The sequence below is a fragment of the Micromonospora gifhornensis genome, from assembly GCF_016863515.1.
In the GTDB taxonomy this organism is placed as follows: Bacteria; Actinomycetota; Actinomycetes; order Mycobacteriales; family Micromonosporaceae; genus Micromonospora; species Micromonospora gifhornensis.
In genome coordinates, this window is sequence record NZ_BOPA01000014.1 from 195,453 (window position 1) to 212,875 (window position 17,423).

Consider the following 17,423-nt stretch of genomic DNA (forward strand, 5'->3'; position numbering starts at 1 on the left):
TGGCGATCCGAGGGTTGTCGTGACGTGCGCGAGGAGGCAGCTGTGACGGCATCTGCGCCGCAGTCCAGATCGACGATATCCGCAATGGACCGGGTATCGACAGAGCTCACCGCGCCGACGACAGCGCGAGACGCCGTCGCGCCGCACTGGTCGACCTACGCCTCCGCCCTGCTCGTGCTGCTGCGTCACTGCGGCCCACACGCACCACGCCGGGTCGCCCTGCGTGTCGAAGGGGCATCGGCGACGGTGCCCGTACCGTCCGGTCGCACGACGATGGCGCAACTCGTCGACACCATCGCCGCCACCCCCCTGAGCAGCGGCGAGGTCTCGGCGCCGGCGGCGTTCCACTGGCACCATCCGCACTCCGACACCGACGCCCAACTCGTCCTCACCTGCGACGAGACGGGGATCTCCTGGCAACTCGCCCAGGGCTGGTCCGCCCCGATGCTCGCCACCGAACTGGACCGCAACCTCGCCTCCCTGCTGGCCCAGGTGGCCGACGACCCGCACCGGCCGATCGGGACGCTCGCCGTACCGGACCGCAGCGCCCAGGACTGGTTGGCGCGCCACGGGCGGCCCGCCGACACCGCGCTCGTCGGCGGACTCGTACCCGACCTGGTGGCCCACCAGGCGCAGCAGCACCCGAGGCGTCTCGCCTTCGGATCCGGTCCCGCGAGCCTCACCTACGGCGAGCTGGACTCCCGGGCCAACCAGTTGGCACGGGTGCTGCGGGAACTCGGCGCCCAGCGGGACGGCTGCGTGGGGCTGATGATGGATCGTGGCAGCGAGATGCTCGTCTCCTTCCTCGCCATCCTCAGAAGCGGTGCGGCGGCGATCCTGCTGGACCCGGCCCATCCGGCCCAGCGGATCGCCGAGGTGCTCGACGTGGCCCGCCCACGCGCGGTGCTCACCCTGGCGCGGCTCGGCGCCGTCCTGCCGCCCGTCGCGGGCACCGTGGTGGCCGTCGACACCGAGTGGCCGCGCATCCACCGGCTCCCCACCGACGACCCGGGCATCGCCGTACATCCCGAGGACATCGCCTACGTGGTGCACACGTCCGGATCGACAGGTACGCCCAAACGGGTCGCGGTCCTGCACCGGTCGGTGGCCCACTCGGTCGCCACCCATCAGGAGGGTCACCGCATCACTGCGCAGGACCGGGCCGCCTGGCTGGCACCACCCGGTTCCTCGGTGTCGGTCGGCGAGCTGTGGCCGTACCTGTGTGCCGGGGCCAGTGTGCACACCGCACCACCGGAGATCGTCGGCGCCGCGCCCCTGCTGCGCGACTGGCTGGTGGCCGAGAAGATCACCAAGGCGTACGTCAGCATGCCTCTCGCCGAGCAGCTGTACCAACTGCCCTGGCCCGCGCAGACGGCCCTGCGACTGTTGACCGTCGGCAGCGACAAGGTGCGGCGGTGGGCGGCACCGGACCTGCCCTTCGAGGTCGCCGTCGCCTGTGGCTCGTCCGAGGCCAACGGCATCAGCAGTTGTCTCGTGCCGTGGCAGGACCGCCTCACCAGTGCGACCGCCACCACCACCGACCGGACCGCGCCGCCGCCGATCGGCAGGCCGTGGCCGGGCGTACGGGTCGAACTCCTCGACACCGCGATGCGCCGTCTGCTGCCCGGCGCGGTCGGCGAGATGTACCTCGGCGGGCCCGAACTCGCCCGGGGATATCTCGGCGACCCGGCGCAGACCGCCGACCGGTTCCGACCGGATCCCTACGGGCCACCCGGTGCCCGCCTCTACCGCACCGGCGACCTCGCCTGCTTCGACGAACGGGGACGGCTGCACCACCGGGGTCGCGTCGACCGGGAAGTGAAGATCCGGGGCTTCCGGGTCGACCCCGCGGAGGTGGAGCGGGCGCTGCTCGCCCAGCCCGGTGTGCAGGACGCGGTCGTGGTGGCCCTCGCCGACGAGGCCGGCGAAAGCCAGCTCTGCGCCTATCTGGTGGCCCCGCAGGCCGAACCGCACCGGGTCCGGGCCGCGCTTGTCGACCTGCTGCCCGGGCACGCCGTGCCGGCCTCGTTCACCCTGTTGGACCGGCTGCCGGTGACCGCCAACGGCAAGGTGGACCGCAACGCGCTGCCGGCCCCCGACTGGACCACCCTCCGCAAGCCCTACCGGGCACCCCGCGACGAGGTGGAGCGTGACCTGGCGCAGCTCTGGGCGGACCTGCTGCCGGTGGCGCAGATCGGCCTGGACGACCACTTCTTCCACCTGGGCGGCGACTCGATGTCGGCCAACCGGCTCGCCGCACGCCTGAGTCGCCGGCTGCGGGTACGGATCACCGTGCGCGCGGTGCTGGAGCACCCCACCCTGGTCGAGCTCGCGGAGTTCGTCCGGTACCAGGTACGTATCGCCACCCGGAGCTGACCCGTGCTCGTCGAGCTCGCTCCGCACAGCAGCGACGCCGAGCTGGCCTCGTTGGCCACCCGGATCGCACGACACGAGGACGTCACCGCCTGGCCGCTGCGTCTGGCCGGCAGGTGCTTCCTCGTCGTCGCCGGAGACGAACGGTTGGTGCACCGGGTGCCCTCGGCCGCGATCCGCGCCTGGCACAGCACCGCCGAGCAGGGCTACTGGCTGGTGGACCGGGCGAACGCGGTGCTGCCACGGCGGGTGCCGCTCGGGACCGGTCACGTCGGCGGCGGTGACCTGTGGTGCGGGGCCGGACCGTGCGCGCTGGAGTCGGTGTCGGACACGGTGCAGACCGCTGCGATGGTGCGTCGCGCCGGGGCCGACGCGCTGCGGGCCAGCCTGTTCAAGGTCAGGAGTGGTCCCTACCATTTCCCCGGCAAGGGACGCGGCGGCCTGTCGGCGCTGGCCGAGGTCCGCGCCCAAGGCGGGCTGCCGGTCATCACCGAGGTGGTCGACCCACGTGACGTCGGACCGGTCGCGCAGGTCGCCGACTGCCTACAGGTCGATCCGCGCAACATGACCAACCGGGCCCTGCTGGCCGAGCTCGGCGGCAGCGGTCGGCCGGTGCTGCTGATGCGGGGCGTACGCGCCACCGTCGTGGAGTGGCTCAAGGCCGCGGAGTACGTCGTCAGCCACGGCAACCCGCACGTCATCATGTGCGCCCGGGGCGTCGTGTCGTTCGACCGGTCGCTGGCGTACCAACTGGACTACGGTGCTGTCGCGGCGGTACGGCGACACACCGACCTGCCCGTCATCTTCGACCCGAGCCACAGCACCGGCAGCGCCGCGGCGGTCGCGCCGGCCGCGTTGGCGGCCGCCGTCTTCGGCGTGGACGGGCTGCTCGTCGAGACGCATCCCGCGCCGGAACGGATGTACCGGCCCGGCGACGCGGCACAGATGTATCCGGTGGATCGGCTCGCCGCGCTGCTGACCGCCTGCCGGCAGGTCCGGAACCTCGCCGCGGGCCTCGACGCCTTCGCGTGAGGCCCGCGGCGGGCGTGCTGTCCGCAGCCGGCGGTGCCGATCAGGGCTGCCCGTCGAGCAACTGCTCCCGCTCGTCCGGCGACAACTGTGCCGCCCGCTCCAGCAGCAGGCGCTCGACGTACTCGGCCTGGGCGGCCACCGTCTGATACTCGAACAGCTCGGCGACCCCGACGTGGGCGCGGAACGTGTCACTCAACCGGAACGAGAGCTGCGCGACGGTGAGCGAGTGCCCGCCCAGGTCGAACAGGGCGTCGTGGGCGCCGGGGGAGACGCCGAGCAGCGACTGCCAGGCGGCGGCGATGGTCTCCTGGAGATAGCCCTGCGGCTCGACCCGGTCCGCGGTGCCGGCCCACGCCAGGACCTCGACGGTGCCCTGGTCGTCCTGGCTCGGGTCCGGTGGCACGTCGCCGAGTCCCGGGATGTCGCGTACCCGGCGGCCGGGGTCGCTGGTCACCGCGTCGACGAGCGCCCAGAACTGCCGCGCCCACTCGGTGATCCGGGTCGCGTCGATGATCGCGTCGTCGAAGTCCCACCGGGCGGTCAGCTCCACGTCGCGGACCACCTTCACCATCAGGTCGTACTGTGCCCGGCCGCCGGTCAGCACGATCTCCTCGCAGCTCGCCCCGAGGTAACTGCCGCTCATTCCGGGCTGTCCCTCGACGGAGAAGACGCTCTGCACCAGCGGGGTGGAGCCCATCTCCCGTGGCGGGCGCAGCTGCGTGACCAACTGCTCGAACGGCAGATCCTGGTGCGCGTACGCGGACATCGCCGAGGCGTGTTCGGCGGCGATGACCTCGCGCAGCGATGCCTCGGGGTCGGCGGTACCGCGCAGCACCACCATGTTCAGGAAGTAGCCGACCATGTTCTCGGTCTCCGCCAGTGGCCGGGCGCTGACCGGGGTGCCGACCAGCGTGTCGCGCTGCGCGGTGAGGCGCCACAGGAGCAGCCGGAATGCGGTCAGCAGTACGACGAAGGGGGTCGTGGCGTGCTGGCGGGCCGCGGTAGCCACCCGGTCGGCCAGCCCGGCGGGGGCGGTGAAGTCCAGGTAGGCGCCGCCGCGTCGGGCCGAGCGGGGATTGTCCAGCGGCAGGAGCAGCCGACCGGACGTGTGGGCCAGCCGATCCGTCCAGTACCGGGTCAGCGTGGTCAGCCGCTCACCGGCCAGGAAGCCGCGCTGCCACTGGGCGAAGTCGGCGTACTGGACCCGCAGCGGTGCGAGCGCGGCGGGCCGGCCTTCGCGTCGGGCCTGGTAGAGCACCTCCAGATCGACCAGGAGTACGCCCTGGGACACCCCGTCGGTCACCATGTGGTGTGAGGCGAGCACCAGGACGTGGTCGTCGGGTGCGAGGCGGTACAGCCTCAGCCGTGCCAACGGACCCTGTTCCAGATCGAACGGCACCGCGAGGTCGCTTGTGGCGGCCGCGGTCGCTGCGGCGATTCCCTGACCGGTCAGGTCGGTGACGCTCACGTCCACCGGGGCGGATCCGGACACGAGCATCGGGATCTCGCCCTGACGGATCAGTCGGCTGCGGAGCGGCTCGTGCCGCGCGACGAGATCGCCGAACGCGGCGTGCAGCGCGGCGAGATCGAGGGGACCGTGGAGCCGGAACGCGACATGGTCGACGAGACTTCCCGGTTCCCCGGTCATCAGGTCGGTCAGCCAGACCTGTTCCTGTCCGCTGGACAGGCGTACCGGTGTGCTCGGATCGACGCGCGGCCGCAACGTGCCGGCCTCGGTGTCGCGCCCCAGCAGCCGAAGCGCCGCCTCCCGCCGGTTCGCCGGCAGGCTCGCCAGCCGTTCTAGCAGATCAGTCGTCTCGTCGGCCATCGCGTCTCCTATGGTTGGTCGTCGGCCAGCATCGTGTCGCGTTCCCGGGTCAGTTCGTCGATCTGTCGCCACACCTGGGCGGCGAGTTGATACGAGCCGCCCTTCTCGCACAGTTCGACCGCGGAGCGCAGCATCGCTATCGCCTTGTCGAGTTCGCGGGTCTGGTGCAGCGCGTTGGCGTGGCTGAGGTAGCTGTAGATCAGATCCAGCCCGGCGAGCGGGGTGTCCGGGCCGGTCAGCGGCTCGTACAGGCGCAGCGCTTCCTGGGGGTTGCCGGTGCTGAGCTCGTAGCGGGCCCGCAGTGCGGAGACGATGGCCTGCTCCTGGGCGAGGCCGAGCATCCGTGACGTGGTCTCCGCGTCACGGATCCACTGCCGCGCGCTGTCCAGGTCGTCGCCGATGTCGAGCAGCACCGAGGCCGCCGACCGGCAGAACCGCAGCCAGTCGATGAGCGACATGCTGGGGAAGGCCAGCGCGTCCCGGGCCAGCCCGAAGTGCTCACGCGCCTCCTCCGGGCGGCCCAACTGCGCGTACGCCATGCTTGCCACCCAGTGGGCCCGCCCGACGAAGCCCGGCCAGTCGAGCTTGCCCGCGACCTCCAACATCTCGGTGATCAGCGGTTCCACCTGGTCGAGCTCACCGGCCTCGCAGAGCACCGAGATCAGTACGCCCAGCAGCCGTACGTGCACGCTCGTGCCGCCGATTCCGGGCTGCCGCAGGTGGGTCAGTGCGCCGTACGCCGTACGCCGGGCCTCGCGCAGTTGCCCGAGGTCGCGGAGTACCGACGCGAGGTGGGTCTTGACGACCAACAGCAGTTCCGGGGCGGACTGGACGAGGGGAATCTCGGCCAGTTCCTCCAGCAGTCGGAGTCGGGCCTGGTGCTCGCTGAGCATTCGCAGGGTGTCCTGGAGTTCCAGGCTGACGTCGACCACGCGCTCGGGCAGTCCGTCGGATCTCGCGCTGGCTAGCGCGTTCTCCAGGAACCGGCGGGCCTGGGCGTGGTCACCGACCTCGCTCGCGCTGCGCGCCAGGACCTGTTCGAAGACGATGGGGCGACGGCTGGCTTCGCTCGGCAGCAGGGGTGCCACGTCGACGTCGAGCAGTTCCTCCAGGCTGCAGTCGAGCATGCGGCCCAGGTACACCACCACGTCCAGGGTCGGGACCCGACTGCCCGCTTCCAGCAGGGAGATGTAGCTCGGGGTGACGAAGTCACCGGCGAGTTCGCGCTGCGACATGCGCAGTGCCGTGCGCCGCGCCTTCAGTCGCTGACCGAACTCCGGCTGGGTCACGGCGATCTCGCCCTGCGGAAGCCAACCCAGTTGCCCTTTCGCCATCGTTCCACGACTCCTGTTATTGTCTCTGATATGACTCTAGTTGAATAGCGCCGCAGAGCCTACCCCATCAACAGGGTCGTGTTTAAGCACCGGGGGTACGAAAAGTCCGTGTCTCTGGTCGAGAGCGCACGTTGGAAGTCGGATCAGGTCACTGCCGGAATGGCCAGCGCATGCCCCGCTGCCTGCTCGTTCACGTCAGGCAGCGGCACTGACTGAAGTTACGCACCCGGCTTTGCGGGAGCTAGGCGTGACCGCCGACGGTGACAGGACCAATTCGCATCGAGACTTTCGCCCCGAAGAACGCGGCCAACCGATCCGCCTCCTCGTCGAGGGCGCGGCGCTGCGCGGCGGACAACTCGTCAAGCGGTTCCACCGTCACGTCGATCCGGCGTCCGGATTTGCGTTGATGCCACACGCCGGCGACCCGCCCGTCGACGAGGAGCACGGGGAACGTGCCCGCCTGACCGTTGGCGAGGGCGCGCTGGGCCGCTCGGCCGGCGAACAGCCGGTCCCGGGGATGACAGCCGATGACGTACGCGTCGAAGTAGGGCAGCAGACGAAGCCCGGACGGCGGCTCCTGGTCGAACGCGCGGTCCTCCGCGATCACCCAGGCCCGCTCACCTTCCAGATCGACCGGCTCCAATCGGTCCGCCGCCAGCTCGAACATTTCGGTCGCGAATGGACGCGGAATCGACAACCACTGCGCCACGTGTGCGGGTGTTGCGGGTCCGTACGCCCAGAGATAGTGCGCAAGCAGGTCGGTCAGCGCGACGTCACTCGCGGCCGGCGTGAAACCTGGCAGCAGCCGCGCCGGACTCGTATAGGTCACCTTCCGGCCGCGTAACGGACCGAAACACATCACACCTCGGTTGGTCACCTGGTGTTCGATCTGCCGCCACCGCGGCCAACGATCACCGAACGCCTCCATCACCCGGTCGGCCGACCAGTCGCCGACCCGCGCGGCGATGGCCTCGGTCAACTCGTCGACGGTCAGGTCGGCGTCCCGCAGCGCGTCATCGATCGCCTCGATCACCGCCTCGATCTGGGGTTTCGTCATTCGTACCGCAGCGGGCTGGTGGTCCTGGCCGGTGGGGAGCGCGCCCAGCGCACCCGCCCACATCGGCAGCTCGTCGGTGGCGAGCAGATGCACCGTGCCACGTGGTCCACGGGTCTTCACCAGGCGGTGATCCCGCCAGAGCGCATCCTGCACAGACTGCCGGGACACCCCGTCGAGCCGCGCTCCGAGCGACCACTCGGCGGCCGACATCACCTGCGCGTGTACGCCGCACTGCGCCCTCGCGACCTCAGCGAGGGCCGCCTCGCCGCTGCTGCGGGGGCCGGTCAGACCCGCGCGCGCCAGACGTCGCGCATTGGCCTGATCCCATGTGCACCGACCCGCGACCGTCATGCAGGAGAGTGTGCCGCAGCCGGCCACGATGTGCAGCCGCCCGCGTCCTGGACCGGACCGTCAGTCATCCCGTTACCGACGGGCTGGTCCAGGACGCGGGAGTCACCCGCCGACGTGTGGCACCGGGTCGCCGGGCAGGTGCACCGCCGGCGATGGCACCGGGGCGGGCGGGGACGGCAGGTGCCGCAGCAACCCGGAGGCGGCCGGGCTCGCCTGCTCGTACCGGCCGTCGGCGGCGCCGTTCGGGCCGCAGTCGGGGCAGTCGCGGCGTCGGGGGAGAGGTCGGACGGTGGCGGTCGGCACCCCGTCGGGACAGCGGATCTCCAGGCAGGTGTCCGCAATGGTGGGGTCCACGCCCCGACTCAGGGTGTCGACGACCTTTCCGGCCGTCAGCGCCGCGATCACGTCGACGACCGTCGCGGTCGGGCCGGCCGTGGCCGGCCGGGGCAGTGGTAGCTGGCACCCGCAGGAGCCGGGCCGCAGCAGCGGTCCCACCCACCCGCCGCTCGCGTCGACCCGCGCGCCGAGCCACCACTGACCCGCCCGCAGGGTCGCGGCCAGGGTGGAGGGTGGGCCGTCGGCGAGCACCTCCACCACCACGACCGAGTTCCGTCCGTCGGCGGTGACCGGCGGCAGTCCGACCAGCAGATCAGGGTCGTACGGCCACATGGTGACCCCGCTGCGGTCCAGCTCGGCGGTGATCGTCGCGGCCAGCCATCCGCGCCCCGCCACCAGTGCCCGGCCATGACGCAGGTCGGCCAGCATCCGGGCGGCGTCGGTCGGGTGATCGAGTTGGCCGGCGGTACGGGACAGGAAGTCGGCCGCCGGTGTCGGCGGATCGGTTCCCGACCAGGCTGCGTCGTCCGTGGTGACGGTGTGCGCGAGCCCGTGTCGCACGAGCAGGGCTATCCGGTCGGTGACCTCCGACATCGGTACGCCCAGCAACCGCGCGATCTGCGATACACAGTGATTGCCGTCGAGCAGTTCGCAGAGCTGCGGCAGGACATCCGTCGCGCCGGGCCCGGTCACGACGGCACGTGCCGGCCCGCCCTCCAGGACGTACGAGTCGCCGAAGGCGAAGCGAACCAGCCCGGTGCTGAGGCGGTACACCGGCCCGGTCACGCCACAACCCCCGTTCTCCCGGGCTGGCCCGCTCGGTCTCCGGACCCGCCGGGTAACTGCTGCGCCGCCGCCGCGCGCTCGCCCCGGGGACAGCCGTCGACCGGCACGAATGCGTCGGTGCGTACGGTGCCGTCGAGCAGGTCGTAGCTGAGAATGCGCTGGCTGCATGGATCCTGCTGCCTGATCAGCATCGTGGCGAGGGCCGCCGCGACACTGACGTGATGCTCCAGGTAGCCGAGCGGACCAGACCACCGGTCCTGGTCGTACAGGTCCCACAGCGCCCTGGTGACGTGCGGCTGCTCGTCAGTGGCGAGCACCTGCCCCAGCAGACAGTCGTAGCAGCCGGGCAGTTGCCCGCCGAGGACGGGGCCCACACGAATCTGCGGATGTGTCAGGATGACTGGCAGCCACCACGGCACCGCATCGTCGGCGTCGATGCTCCGGGCGATGGTGCGGGCCTCCCGCCAGGACGCCAGGACGATCGGTCGCAGGGGAGGGGTTGCCGCCGGGACGCTCTCCGTCACCTGCGTTCCGGCGATTCTGGACACCAGGCGACCGGCCACCGCGCGACCGAAGTCGCCGACAGCAACGACGGTGATCGGGGGCTGCTGCATGGCGGACCTCCAGGACAGCCACAGCTGAAAGATGATCGCTTCGGTGGCCGATGGTACGGTGGCCGGCGTACAACCCGCGCACAATCGAGGTACATCTGGTCAGCCTCAGGCTGAGGTGAACGATGCCGATCCACTTCGACCTGCTCGGCCCGTTGTCGGTGGTCCGGGACGGCCGGCCGGTCGATCTCGGCTCGGTGAAGCAACGGCTGCTGCTGGCCTGTCTGCTGTTCCGGCCTGGTGAGGCGGTCTCCAGGGAGAGACTGGTCACCGCCCTCTGGAACGACCAGCCACCGGCGTCCGCGAACGCCAACATCCGCACCTACGTCCGCGGGCTGCGGCAGGCCCTCCACGATGCCGCCGACGACGAGCCGCGGATCGTGACCACCCACGGTGGATACCTGCTGCGGGTCGAGCCGGACGAACGCGACCTCGATCGCTTCGACGCCGCGACCGCGCGGGGACGGGAAGCCCTGACCAGCGGTGACGCCGAGCGGGCCGAGGCCGAGCTGGCCGCAGCACTGGGCCTGTGGCGCGGCCGGGCGCTGGCCGAGCTGCCACTTCCCCCGCAGCTGTCCCGCTGGGTCGAGCAGTTGATGGAACGGCGGCTGCTGGCCGAGGAGGACCACGCCGAGGCGAAGCTCGCCCTCGGTGCGCCGGCAGAGGTGATCCCCCGGTTGCGCGCCCTGCTCGACCGGCATCCGTTACGGCAGCGTGCCTGGGTGCACCTCATGTCGGCGCTCTACGCCAGCGGTGACGTGGCCGGCGCGCTGGCGGCCTTCCGGCAGGTCCGACGGGTGTTGGCCGACGAGACCGGAATGGATCCCGGGCCCGAGCTGACCCGCCTGCACGACGACATCCTGCACCACCGGCGGCAACCGGACGGACCGTCGGCGACAGCCGAACGTGTCGCCACGGCCTCGCTCCGGGTACGCCCGGAGCAGCTACCGCTCGTCCCACCCGGGTTCGTCGGTCGGGAGCTGCCCCTGAGCCGCCTCGACGCGGCGGTCGGCGACCGGGCCGGCGGGCCGACCACGGTGGTCATCTCCGCGGTCTGCGGCATGGCCGGCATCGGCAAGACCGCGCTGGCGCTGCACTGGGCGCACCGGGTGGCCGACCGCTTTCCCGACGGACAACTCCACGTCAACCTTCGCGGGTACGACGACGGGGAGCGGGTCGCGCCCGCCGACGCGCTGCTCGGCTTCCTCGAGGCGCTCGGCGTACCCCTGGCCCGCATACCGAGCAGTCTGGACGCTCGGATCGGTCTGTACCGCAGCCTGCTGGCCTCCCGCGAGATGCTCATCGTGCTCGACAACGCCCGCGACGCCGAGCAGGTACGGCCTCTGCTGCCCGGTGCCGGCCGGTGCGTCGTCGTGGTGACCAGTCGGGACCAGCTGCACAGCCTGGTCGCCGCGGAGGGCGCTCGACTGCTGGCCCTCGACCTGCTGACCGCCACCGAGTCGAGGAACCTGTTGCGCAGCCGGATCGGTGGCGACCGGCTCGACGACGAACCGGACGCGGTGGCCGACATGATCGAGGCATCCGGGCGCCTGCCGCTCGCCCTGTCGATCGTGGCGGCGCGGGTGGCAACCCGGCCCACCTTCCCGCTGGAGGCGATCGCTGCGGAGCTGCGCCCACCCGAGGCACGGTTGGAGGTCCTGGCGGACGGCGACGTACGTCGGGTGTTCTCCTGGTCGTACCGGGCCCTGAGCCCTGTCGCGGCCCGCCTGTTCCGCCTGATCGGGCTGCATCCGGGACCGGAACTGACAAGTGCCGCCGCCGCCGCGCTGCTGGGCTGTTCCGCCGCCGTGGTCGGCCCGGTGCTCAAGGAACTGACCCGGCTGCACCTGTTGACCGAGCACCGGCCGGACCGGTACGCCTGCCACGACCTGCTGCGCTCGTACGCCGCCGAGTTGACGCAGGGCGCTGAGCAGAGCGCCGAGCGGCACGACGCCCGGCACCGGCTGTACGACCACTACCTGCACAGCGCCTATCCGGCGGCCCGGCTGGTCCAGCCGCAGTGGACACCCATCACCCCCGTGCCGGCACTGGGCGACGTCATCCACGTGCCGATGGCCGACCAGGACGCCGCCCTGGCCTGGTTCTCGACGGAACGCCGGGTGCTCCTGCGGGTGATCCGGCAGGCCGCCACGACCGGGTTCGAGGCGTACGCCTGGCAGCTCGCCTGGGCGTTGACCACCTTTCTGGCGCCCCGTGGGCTCTGGCACGACCAGCTCGCCGCCCAGCAGGTCGCGCTCCAGGCGGCGGAGTGCCTTGGCGACCTGAATGCGCAGGCCACGGCCAGCCGACTGCTGGGCCGGGCCGCCGCGCGACTCGGCCAGCACGACACCGCCGGTGACCGCCTGGAATGGGCGATCAAGCTGTACGAGCAGCTCGACGACGAGGATGGTCTGGCGCAGACCCTGCACAACTACACCGAGCACTGTTTCGTGCTCGGCCGCGTGGACGAGGCGCTGACCCACGGCCACGAGGCCCTGCGCCTGTACCGGCGGACCGGCAACCGGGCCGGCGAAGGGCGGGCCCTCAACGCGGTCGGGTACATGCACGCCGTTCGCGGCGACTACCGGCAGGCGATCGTCGACTGTACGGCGGCGCTGACCCAGCAGCGCCTGATCGACGACCACAACGGCCAAGCGGCGACGCTGGACAGCCTCGGGTTCGCCTACCACGCACTCGGTCATCATGCCCGCGCGGTGTCCTGCTACGAGCAGTCCGTCGAACTCTTCCGCGCCTCCGCCGACCGGTATCACCAGGCGGAGACGCTCGTTCGTCTCGGCGAGACCCACGCCGCGATGGGCAACGCCGAGGCAGCCGCGCAAGCCTGGCGGCTGGCCTCTGCCATCTACGACGACCTGGGTGATCCCACCGTCGATGACGCGCGCCGCCGACTCGCGGGGCTCGGCCAGGCCGTTGGCGGCCCACCGTGCTGACCTAGCGTCGACCCGGTGGGTGCCGGTCCTTGGTGATCTTCGTGGGTCGGGCCGGGGGCGTCGTGGGGGAGGTGTCGATCGCCTGCAGCAGTGCGGTGGCCGACCCGGTGAGCCGCCGACCGCGTGGCCACACCGCGCGCAGGTCCCGCCGGAGCGGCAGGTCGTCCACCGGCACGGTGACCAGGTGACCGGTGGCGAGTTCCGTCTCGACGGCGTGCCTGCTGAGCACCGCGGGCGCGGTGCCGGTCATCGCCGCGCCCTTGACGGCGGCGTTCGAGCCGAGGGACAGGTGCGGCGGCGCGGGGTCGAGGTCGCGCAGGGCCAGTTCCAGGGTCTCCCGGGTGCCTGATCCCTGCTCTCGCACCACGAGCCGGGTGGCCGCCAGTTCCGCCGGACGCAGCGGGCGACGACGACGGGCCCAGTCATGCTGTGGCGCCACGACGACGACCAGGTGATCGTGCCCGACGATCATGTGGTCGAGTCCGTCGGGCACGTTCGGCCCTTCGATGAACCCGATGTCGACGCTGTCGTCGGTCACCAGCATCCGCGCGACTTCGGTGGAGTTGACGACGGTCAGGCCGACCTGCACATCGGGTTCGCGCTGCGCGAGGCGGTGCAACCACCGGGGGAGCAGGGCCTCGGCGACGGTCATGCTCGCCGCCACGCGCAGGCGTGCCGCCCGTGCGTGGCGCATGGCGGTGAGGCTGTTGTCGAACTCGTCGGCGACGGTCAGCAGACGCAGCGCCCACGTCACCACGACCTGCCCGTCGTCGGTGAGCATCGAACCGCGTGGGGTCCGGGTCAGCAGCGGGAGTCGTACCTGCCGTTCCAGCGCGGCGAGGCGCTTGCTGGCCGACGGCTGGGACATCCCCATCGCGCGTGCGGCCCGGCCGACACTGCCCAGCTCCGCCACCCCGACCAGCAGCCGCAACGACATCAGGTCGGGAAGCACACTCATAACCCCAGGCTATGACCTGCATCCCGGTGGACGGCTACTGGAGGGGGCCAGATCACGTGAAGCTGTCCCTATGACGATCAAGGAGGCGACCAGCGTCGTTCCCGCCACCGGTCGGGGAGGCTCCCGCCTGCTGCCGGGACTGCTCGTCGCCGCCGGTGCCGCCGCCGTCGGACATCTGGTGAATCTCCGGTTCGGTGCCGCCAGCCCGCTGGTGGTGGCGATCGTGCTGGGTATCGTGCTGACCGCCTGCGGCGGCAACCGCCCGTGGTTGCGGCCTGGCCTGCGGTTCGCCGCCACCACCCTGCTGCGGATCGGCATCGTGCTGCTCGGCCTGCAACTGGTGCTGGCCGATGTCGTCGGGTTGGGTGTCGGGCCGATACTCGTCGTGACGCTGGGGGTGGCCGCCAGCTTCCTCGCCACCCGCCGGGTGGGCCGACGCCTCGGTCTCACCGCCGACCGGTCGTTGCTCGTCGCGACCGGAGTGGCCATCTGCGGCGCGTCGGCCGTGGCCGCGATGAACCAGGTCGGTGACGGCGAGGAGGAGGACGTCGTCACCGCGGTCGCGGTCGTCACCGTACTCGGTACGGTGTCCATGATCGTCCTGCCCGCCCTCGGTGTGCTGTTCGGCCTGGACGAGGCGCTGCTCGGCCTGTGGGTGGGGGCGAGCGTGCACGAGGTGGGCCAGGTCGTCGCGGTCGGCGGCGCGGTCGGTGCCACGGCCCTGTCGGCGGCCGTCGTCGTCAAGCTGTTCCGGGTGCTGCTGCTGGCCCCGCTCGTCGCCCTGATGGCCCTGCAACGCCGGACCTCCGGACACGTACGCAAGCCTCCGATGCTGCCGTGGTTCGTCGTCGGCTTCGTCGCGGCGGCGATGCTACGCGCGACCGGCTGGCTGCCGACAGGTGTCCTCGACCTCGGGTCGGTGGCAGGCACGCTTCTGCTGGCGGCTGCCATGTTCGCCCTCGGTGCCGCGGTCGACCTGCGGTCGGTCGCCCACGGCAGCCGCACCGCGTTGACTGCCGGGACGGTCGGCACCGTCGTGCTGTCCACCGTCACGCTGGCCGGCCTGGCCCTGACCACCTGAGACCGGATGGGCGATTTCTACGCATGGTTCGTCTTCAACCCGGCTGCGCGGTTGCGTCTTCGGGCGTTCACCGAAACGGAGGGTGACGATCGATGAAGGTCAGCCGTCTTCCGGCGCCAACGCTGCCGAGTGGGGCCAACTGATCTGTGTTCTCGATGGCGAGTAGTTCCCTGTCACGCGGTGGGCGGGCGGGCAGCGGTGCCGCGTTGCCGTCGTCGGCCGGAGGCGGTGCGCAGCCCGGCGACCACCAGCAGGGGTGCGAGCGCCTCCGCGCCGGCCGCCACCCGTTCGGCCAGGCCGATCCGCTCGCCGCCGGAAGCCAACTCGGCCACGAACCAGGCCACCGGCAGCGCCAAGGCGACCGTCAGTGCCGCCCAGGGTGCGCGCCGTCGGGCGGGTCCCCTCGTGGTCGTGGTGCGCGGCGCGGCGAGGGCGGGCCAGAGCGCCAGGGCGCCGAAGGCCACGGCGGCGGCGAGTGTGTGGGGCACCGAGTCCTCACCGCCGGCCGGCAGCGGGAACGCGGCCACCGCCAGGGTTCCCACCCCGCCGAGGGCGAGCAGGGCCCGTCCGGCAGGTGCGAGAGGACGTAGCCCGGCGGCGGTCACGCAGTGACACAGTCCGAGTCCGGCCAGACCGAGCGTCATGATCCACCGGTCGGTCGCGTCGACTGCGGCGAGCGCGCTGATCGTCTCGGTGACCTGGTCGAATCCGCCGGGCTGGCGGGCCGCACCGAGGGTCCAGCCACCGATCAGGAGGATGGGCGCTGCCACGGCGGAGGCCAGCGCCCATCGGGGTACGACTCGCATTCCCGCACCGTACGTGTTGACCGGCCGAGCTGTCGATGATCAACAGGGCAGGCGGGCTGCCCGATCAGACCGAGCGAGCGTTCGATCTGGTGACGAGTACGGCGGCGGTATGGTCCCGTGTGCGCCGAGGCAACGGCACCGGCGGGGAGTATCCGCCGACGCGTATCGCGGATGGCCGGCCTACGTCGACGGGGAGCAGGGGCATACCGATGCTGCGGCGTGGCGAATGCGGTGCCCCGAGACGAGGTCGGGGTTGGCGTCGAACTGTCGTAACGATCGCCGCTGCCTCTGTCGTCATGCTCAGCGGCTGCGGGACCGACGCCGAGATCGCCCCAGAGCGGCTGGCGGCGGCGCAGGATGGCCACATCGTGGATGTCGCGTGGCTACCGAGCGGCCAGCTCTACGTTCTCCGCTATGTCGACTCTGCCAGTCCCACGGCGTTTTCCATGATCACAAGTAGCGGTCGAGGCGAAACGGTGGCCGTTCCGTCCACGGGGTTCTGCGGTGCTCCCGAAATCGTCGCCATCTCCACCCTGCCGGACGGCAGGCTGGGCGCTGTGGTCGACTGCGAAGCCACTACGACGCATGTCAGTTCACGAATTGCCGCCGCCCTTGACGACGGGAAGATGGTCAAGCTGGCGACGTTGGGTGCTCAGTGGCTGGTGTCGTGGGATGACGACCTGTCGAACGGATGGGTGGAGTACGCCGACGGCGACTGTTCGAGTATCGCCCGGCACGTGAAGGGTCACGTCGTCCCCTTTCCGAAGCACCGACCGGCTCAACTCGTACCCTTCGGCCTGGATCAGGATTTCTTCGACCCATCCGGTTGTTCGACACCGGGACGAGCGGGATTTCTCGCCGTGGCACGGTCCGGCGAGATCTTCTTCCTTGTCTCCGACGAGGCCGAGAGCCTTTTCGACGAGAGCGCACGATGGCGTGCGATGACCTTCGACCCCGCCTCAGGTCTCATCCGGCAGACAGGGCCAGAACTCACTGATCCCTCCGACGTAGCGGTGTCGCCGGACGGAGCTGCCCTGTTGGTGTCCGGTCGTCACGACAACAGGTCAGGTGTCTGGCGAATCGACACCGCCAGTGGAGAGTTCTCGCGGGTGTTGTCCGGGCGATTCGGCGCGATAGGCGTAAGCGCCGACAGTCGACGGGCCGCCATCGCCCGTTGGACGGAGAGGGGAGACGACCTGGTGCAGCTGGACCTTGTCCAGACGACACCGGGCCCTTAGCCGATCATGAGCTGATCAGTTGCCCGGCTCGTGCCAACCCCACCGTCCGCGCCGCCGGACCGTTTGGTCATCGAACCGCAGAGTCAGTCGGGGTCGCGAGGCTGCCGGCGCGCCGCAGCCGCGTAGTCCTCGTCCTTCAGCCGCGCGGCAGCCTCGCCGAGCGGCACGTCGTGCCCCTTGGCGCACCTGACGTGGGCGGAGAGCGGGGCTTCGCAGCCACGGTGAACGAGTTCGACGCCGGTGCGGTGGTCGTCGCCGAGCAGCTCACCCCACTGCACGAGGGCGACGATGATCGGGAAGAGGGCGCGCCCGCGATCGGTGAGCAGGTACTCGTCGCGGGTGCGCTTGCCGGGCTCCTGGTAGGGACGCCTGTCGACGATGCCGTCGGCGTGCAGCTGCTTGAGCCGCCCGGCGACGACGGCCTCGCTCAAGCCCGTACGTCGAGCCAACTCGTCGAACCTGGTGCCCCCGTAGAAGAGTTCACGGACTATCAGCATCGCCGAGCGCGTGCCGATCAGATCGAGCGAGCGCTCGATGCGGCACCAACCCGTCGCCGTCCAGTCGTCGCGCGCGGCGAACACGCCCAGACGCTCGAGGGCGTCGGTGGACTCGACAGGTCCCTCGTCGTGATTCATGACACCCATCTTACCCTGACTTTGCTTAACCCAAGCCAGGCGGGCT

Annotated in this window: 13 protein-coding genes; 5 read left to right on the forward strand and 8 right to left on the reverse strand. The window is 71.1% G+C overall.

Annotation, left to right across the window (positions count from 1 at the left end; translation table 11 throughout):
* The first annotated feature begins 84 nt into the window (after window positions 1-84).
* Window positions 85-2,376: an AMP-binding protein gene (locus tag Vgi01_RS09080; RefSeq protein WP_204290693.1), complete on the forward strand. Its 2,292-nt coding sequence runs from the start codon at window positions 85-87 to the stop codon at window positions 2,374-2,376.
* 3 nt (window positions 2,377-2,379) lie between these two features.
* Window positions 2,380-3,405 carry a 3-deoxy-7-phosphoheptulonate synthase gene (locus Vgi01_RS09085; protein ID WP_102657382.1) on the forward strand — a complete coding sequence of 342 codons (1,026 nt, stop codon included), beginning with the start codon at window positions 2,380-2,382 and terminating at the stop codon, window positions 3,403-3,405.
* Between the two features lie 40 nt (window positions 3,406-3,445).
* Here Vgi01_RS09085 and Vgi01_RS09090 read toward each other — a convergent pair whose 3' ends face one another.
* From Vgi01_RS09090 to Vgi01_RS09110, 5 genes are all read right to left on the reverse strand, one after another.
* A complete protein-coding gene (locus Vgi01_RS09090) occupies window positions 3,446-5,233 on the reverse strand; it encodes a condensation domain-containing protein (RefSeq protein WP_204290694.1) in 1,788 nt (595 codons plus the stop codon).
* Window positions 5,234-5,241: 8 nt separating this feature from the next.
* The gene (locus Vgi01_RS09095; RefSeq protein ID WP_102657384.1) at window positions 5,242-6,567 is read right to left on the reverse strand and encodes a helix-turn-helix domain-containing protein; all 1,326 of its coding nucleotides are present in this window, start codon (window positions 6,565-6,567) and stop codon (window positions 5,242-5,244) included.
* A gap of 241 nt (window positions 6,568-6,808) precedes the next feature.
* The gene (locus Vgi01_RS09100) at window positions 6,809-7,975 is read right to left on the reverse strand and encodes a winged helix DNA-binding domain-containing protein (RefSeq protein WP_239088843.1); all 1,167 of its coding nucleotides are present in this window, start codon (window positions 7,973-7,975) and stop codon (window positions 6,809-6,811) included.
* Window positions 7,976-8,077: 102 nt separating this feature from the next.
* Window positions 8,078-9,097, reverse strand: coding sequence for a winged helix-turn-helix domain-containing protein (locus Vgi01_RS09105; protein WP_204290695.1), 1,020 nt, complete (start codon window positions 9,095-9,097; stop codon window positions 8,078-8,080).
* Window positions 9,094-9,711 carry a TOMM precursor leader peptide-binding protein gene (locus Vgi01_RS09110; RefSeq protein WP_204290696.1) on the reverse strand — a complete coding sequence of 206 codons (618 nt, stop codon included), beginning with the start codon at window positions 9,709-9,711 and terminating at the stop codon, window positions 9,094-9,096. The genes Vgi01_RS09105 and Vgi01_RS09110 overlap by 4 nt, the downstream gene beginning before the upstream one ends.
* Before the next feature lie 122 nt (window positions 9,712-9,833).
* On the opposite strand from Vgi01_RS09110, the gene Vgi01_RS09115 reads away from it, so the two are divergent.
* Entirely contained in the window at window positions 9,834-12,659 is a 2,826-nt protein-coding gene (locus tag Vgi01_RS09115) for an AfsR/SARP family transcriptional regulator (protein WP_204290697.1), read from the forward strand.
* A gap of 1 nt (window position 12,660) precedes the next feature.
* Here Vgi01_RS09115 and Vgi01_RS09120 read toward each other — a convergent pair whose 3' ends face one another.
* On the reverse strand, window positions 12,661-13,617 hold the full coding sequence (locus tag Vgi01_RS09120) for a LysR family transcriptional regulator (RefSeq protein WP_102657387.1): 957 nt from the start codon (window positions 13,615-13,617) through the stop codon (window positions 12,661-12,663).
* Window positions 13,618-13,687: 70 nt separating this feature from the next.
* Between Vgi01_RS09120 and Vgi01_RS09125 the strand changes: the two genes are divergently transcribed.
* Window positions 13,688-14,698: a YeiH family protein gene (locus Vgi01_RS09125; RefSeq protein ID WP_204290698.1), complete on the forward strand. Its 1,011-nt coding sequence runs from the start codon at window positions 13,688-13,690 to the stop codon at window positions 14,696-14,698.
* Window positions 14,699-14,871: 173 nt separating this feature from the next.
* Here Vgi01_RS09125 and Vgi01_RS09130 read toward each other — a convergent pair whose 3' ends face one another.
* The gene (locus Vgi01_RS09130) at window positions 14,872-15,504 is read right to left on the reverse strand and encodes a DUF998 domain-containing protein (protein WP_102657389.1); all 633 of its coding nucleotides are present in this window, start codon (window positions 15,502-15,504) and stop codon (window positions 14,872-14,874) included.
* A 296-nt stretch (window positions 15,505-15,800) separates the two neighbouring features.
* Between Vgi01_RS09130 and Vgi01_RS09135 the strand changes: the two genes are divergently transcribed.
* On the forward strand, window positions 15,801-16,742 hold the full coding sequence (locus Vgi01_RS09135; RefSeq protein ID WP_204290699.1) for a TolB-like translocation protein: 942 nt from the start codon (window positions 15,801-15,803) through the stop codon (window positions 16,740-16,742).
* Between the two features lie 83 nt (window positions 16,743-16,825).
* Here Vgi01_RS09135 and Vgi01_RS09140 read toward each other — a convergent pair whose 3' ends face one another.
* Window positions 16,826-17,377: a winged helix-turn-helix transcriptional regulator gene (locus tag Vgi01_RS09140; protein ID WP_204290700.1), complete on the reverse strand. Its 552-nt coding sequence runs from the start codon at window positions 17,375-17,377 to the stop codon at window positions 16,826-16,828.
* Between the last annotated feature and the right edge of the window lie 46 nt (window positions 17,378-17,423).

Coding starts and splice junctions, on each gene's coding strand:
- Vgi01_RS09080 (WP_204290693.1), top strand. CDS start 85: ATGGACCGGGTATCGACAGAGCTCACCGCGCCGACGACAGCGCGAGAC.
- Vgi01_RS09090 (WP_204290694.1), bottom strand. CDS start 5,233: ATGGCCGACGAGACGACTGATCTGCTAGAACGGCTGGCGAGCCTGCCG.
- Vgi01_RS09095 (WP_102657384.1), bottom strand. CDS start 6,567: ATGGCGAAAGGGCAACTGGGTTGGCTTCCGCAGGGCGAGATCGCCGTG.
- Vgi01_RS09100 (WP_239088843.1), bottom strand. CDS start 7,975: ATGACGGTCGCGGGTCGGTGCACATGGGATCAGGCCAATGCGCGACGT.
- Vgi01_RS09110 (WP_204290696.1), bottom strand. CDS start 9,711: ATGCAGCAGCCCCCGATCACCGTCGTTGCTGTCGGCGACTTCGGTCGC.
- Vgi01_RS09115 (WP_204290697.1), top strand. CDS start 9,834: ATGCCGATCCACTTCGACCTGCTCGGCCCGTTGTCGGTGGTCCGGGAC.
- Vgi01_RS09120 (WP_102657387.1), bottom strand. CDS start 13,617: ATGAGTGTGCTTCCCGACCTGATGTCGTTGCGGCTGCTGGTCGGGGTG.
- Vgi01_RS09125 (WP_204290698.1), top strand. CDS start 13,688: ATGACGATCAAGGAGGCGACCAGCGTCGTTCCCGCCACCGGTCGGGGA.
- Vgi01_RS09130 (WP_102657389.1), bottom strand. CDS start 15,504: ATGCGAGTCGTACCCCGATGGGCGCTGGCCTCCGCCGTGGCAGCGCCC.
- Vgi01_RS09135 (WP_204290699.1), top strand. CDS start 15,801: ATGCTCAGCGGCTGCGGGACCGACGCCGAGATCGCCCCAGAGCGGCTG.
- Vgi01_RS09140 (WP_204290700.1), bottom strand. CDS start 17,377: ATGAATCACGACGAGGGACCTGTCGAGTCCACCGACGCCCTCGAGCGT.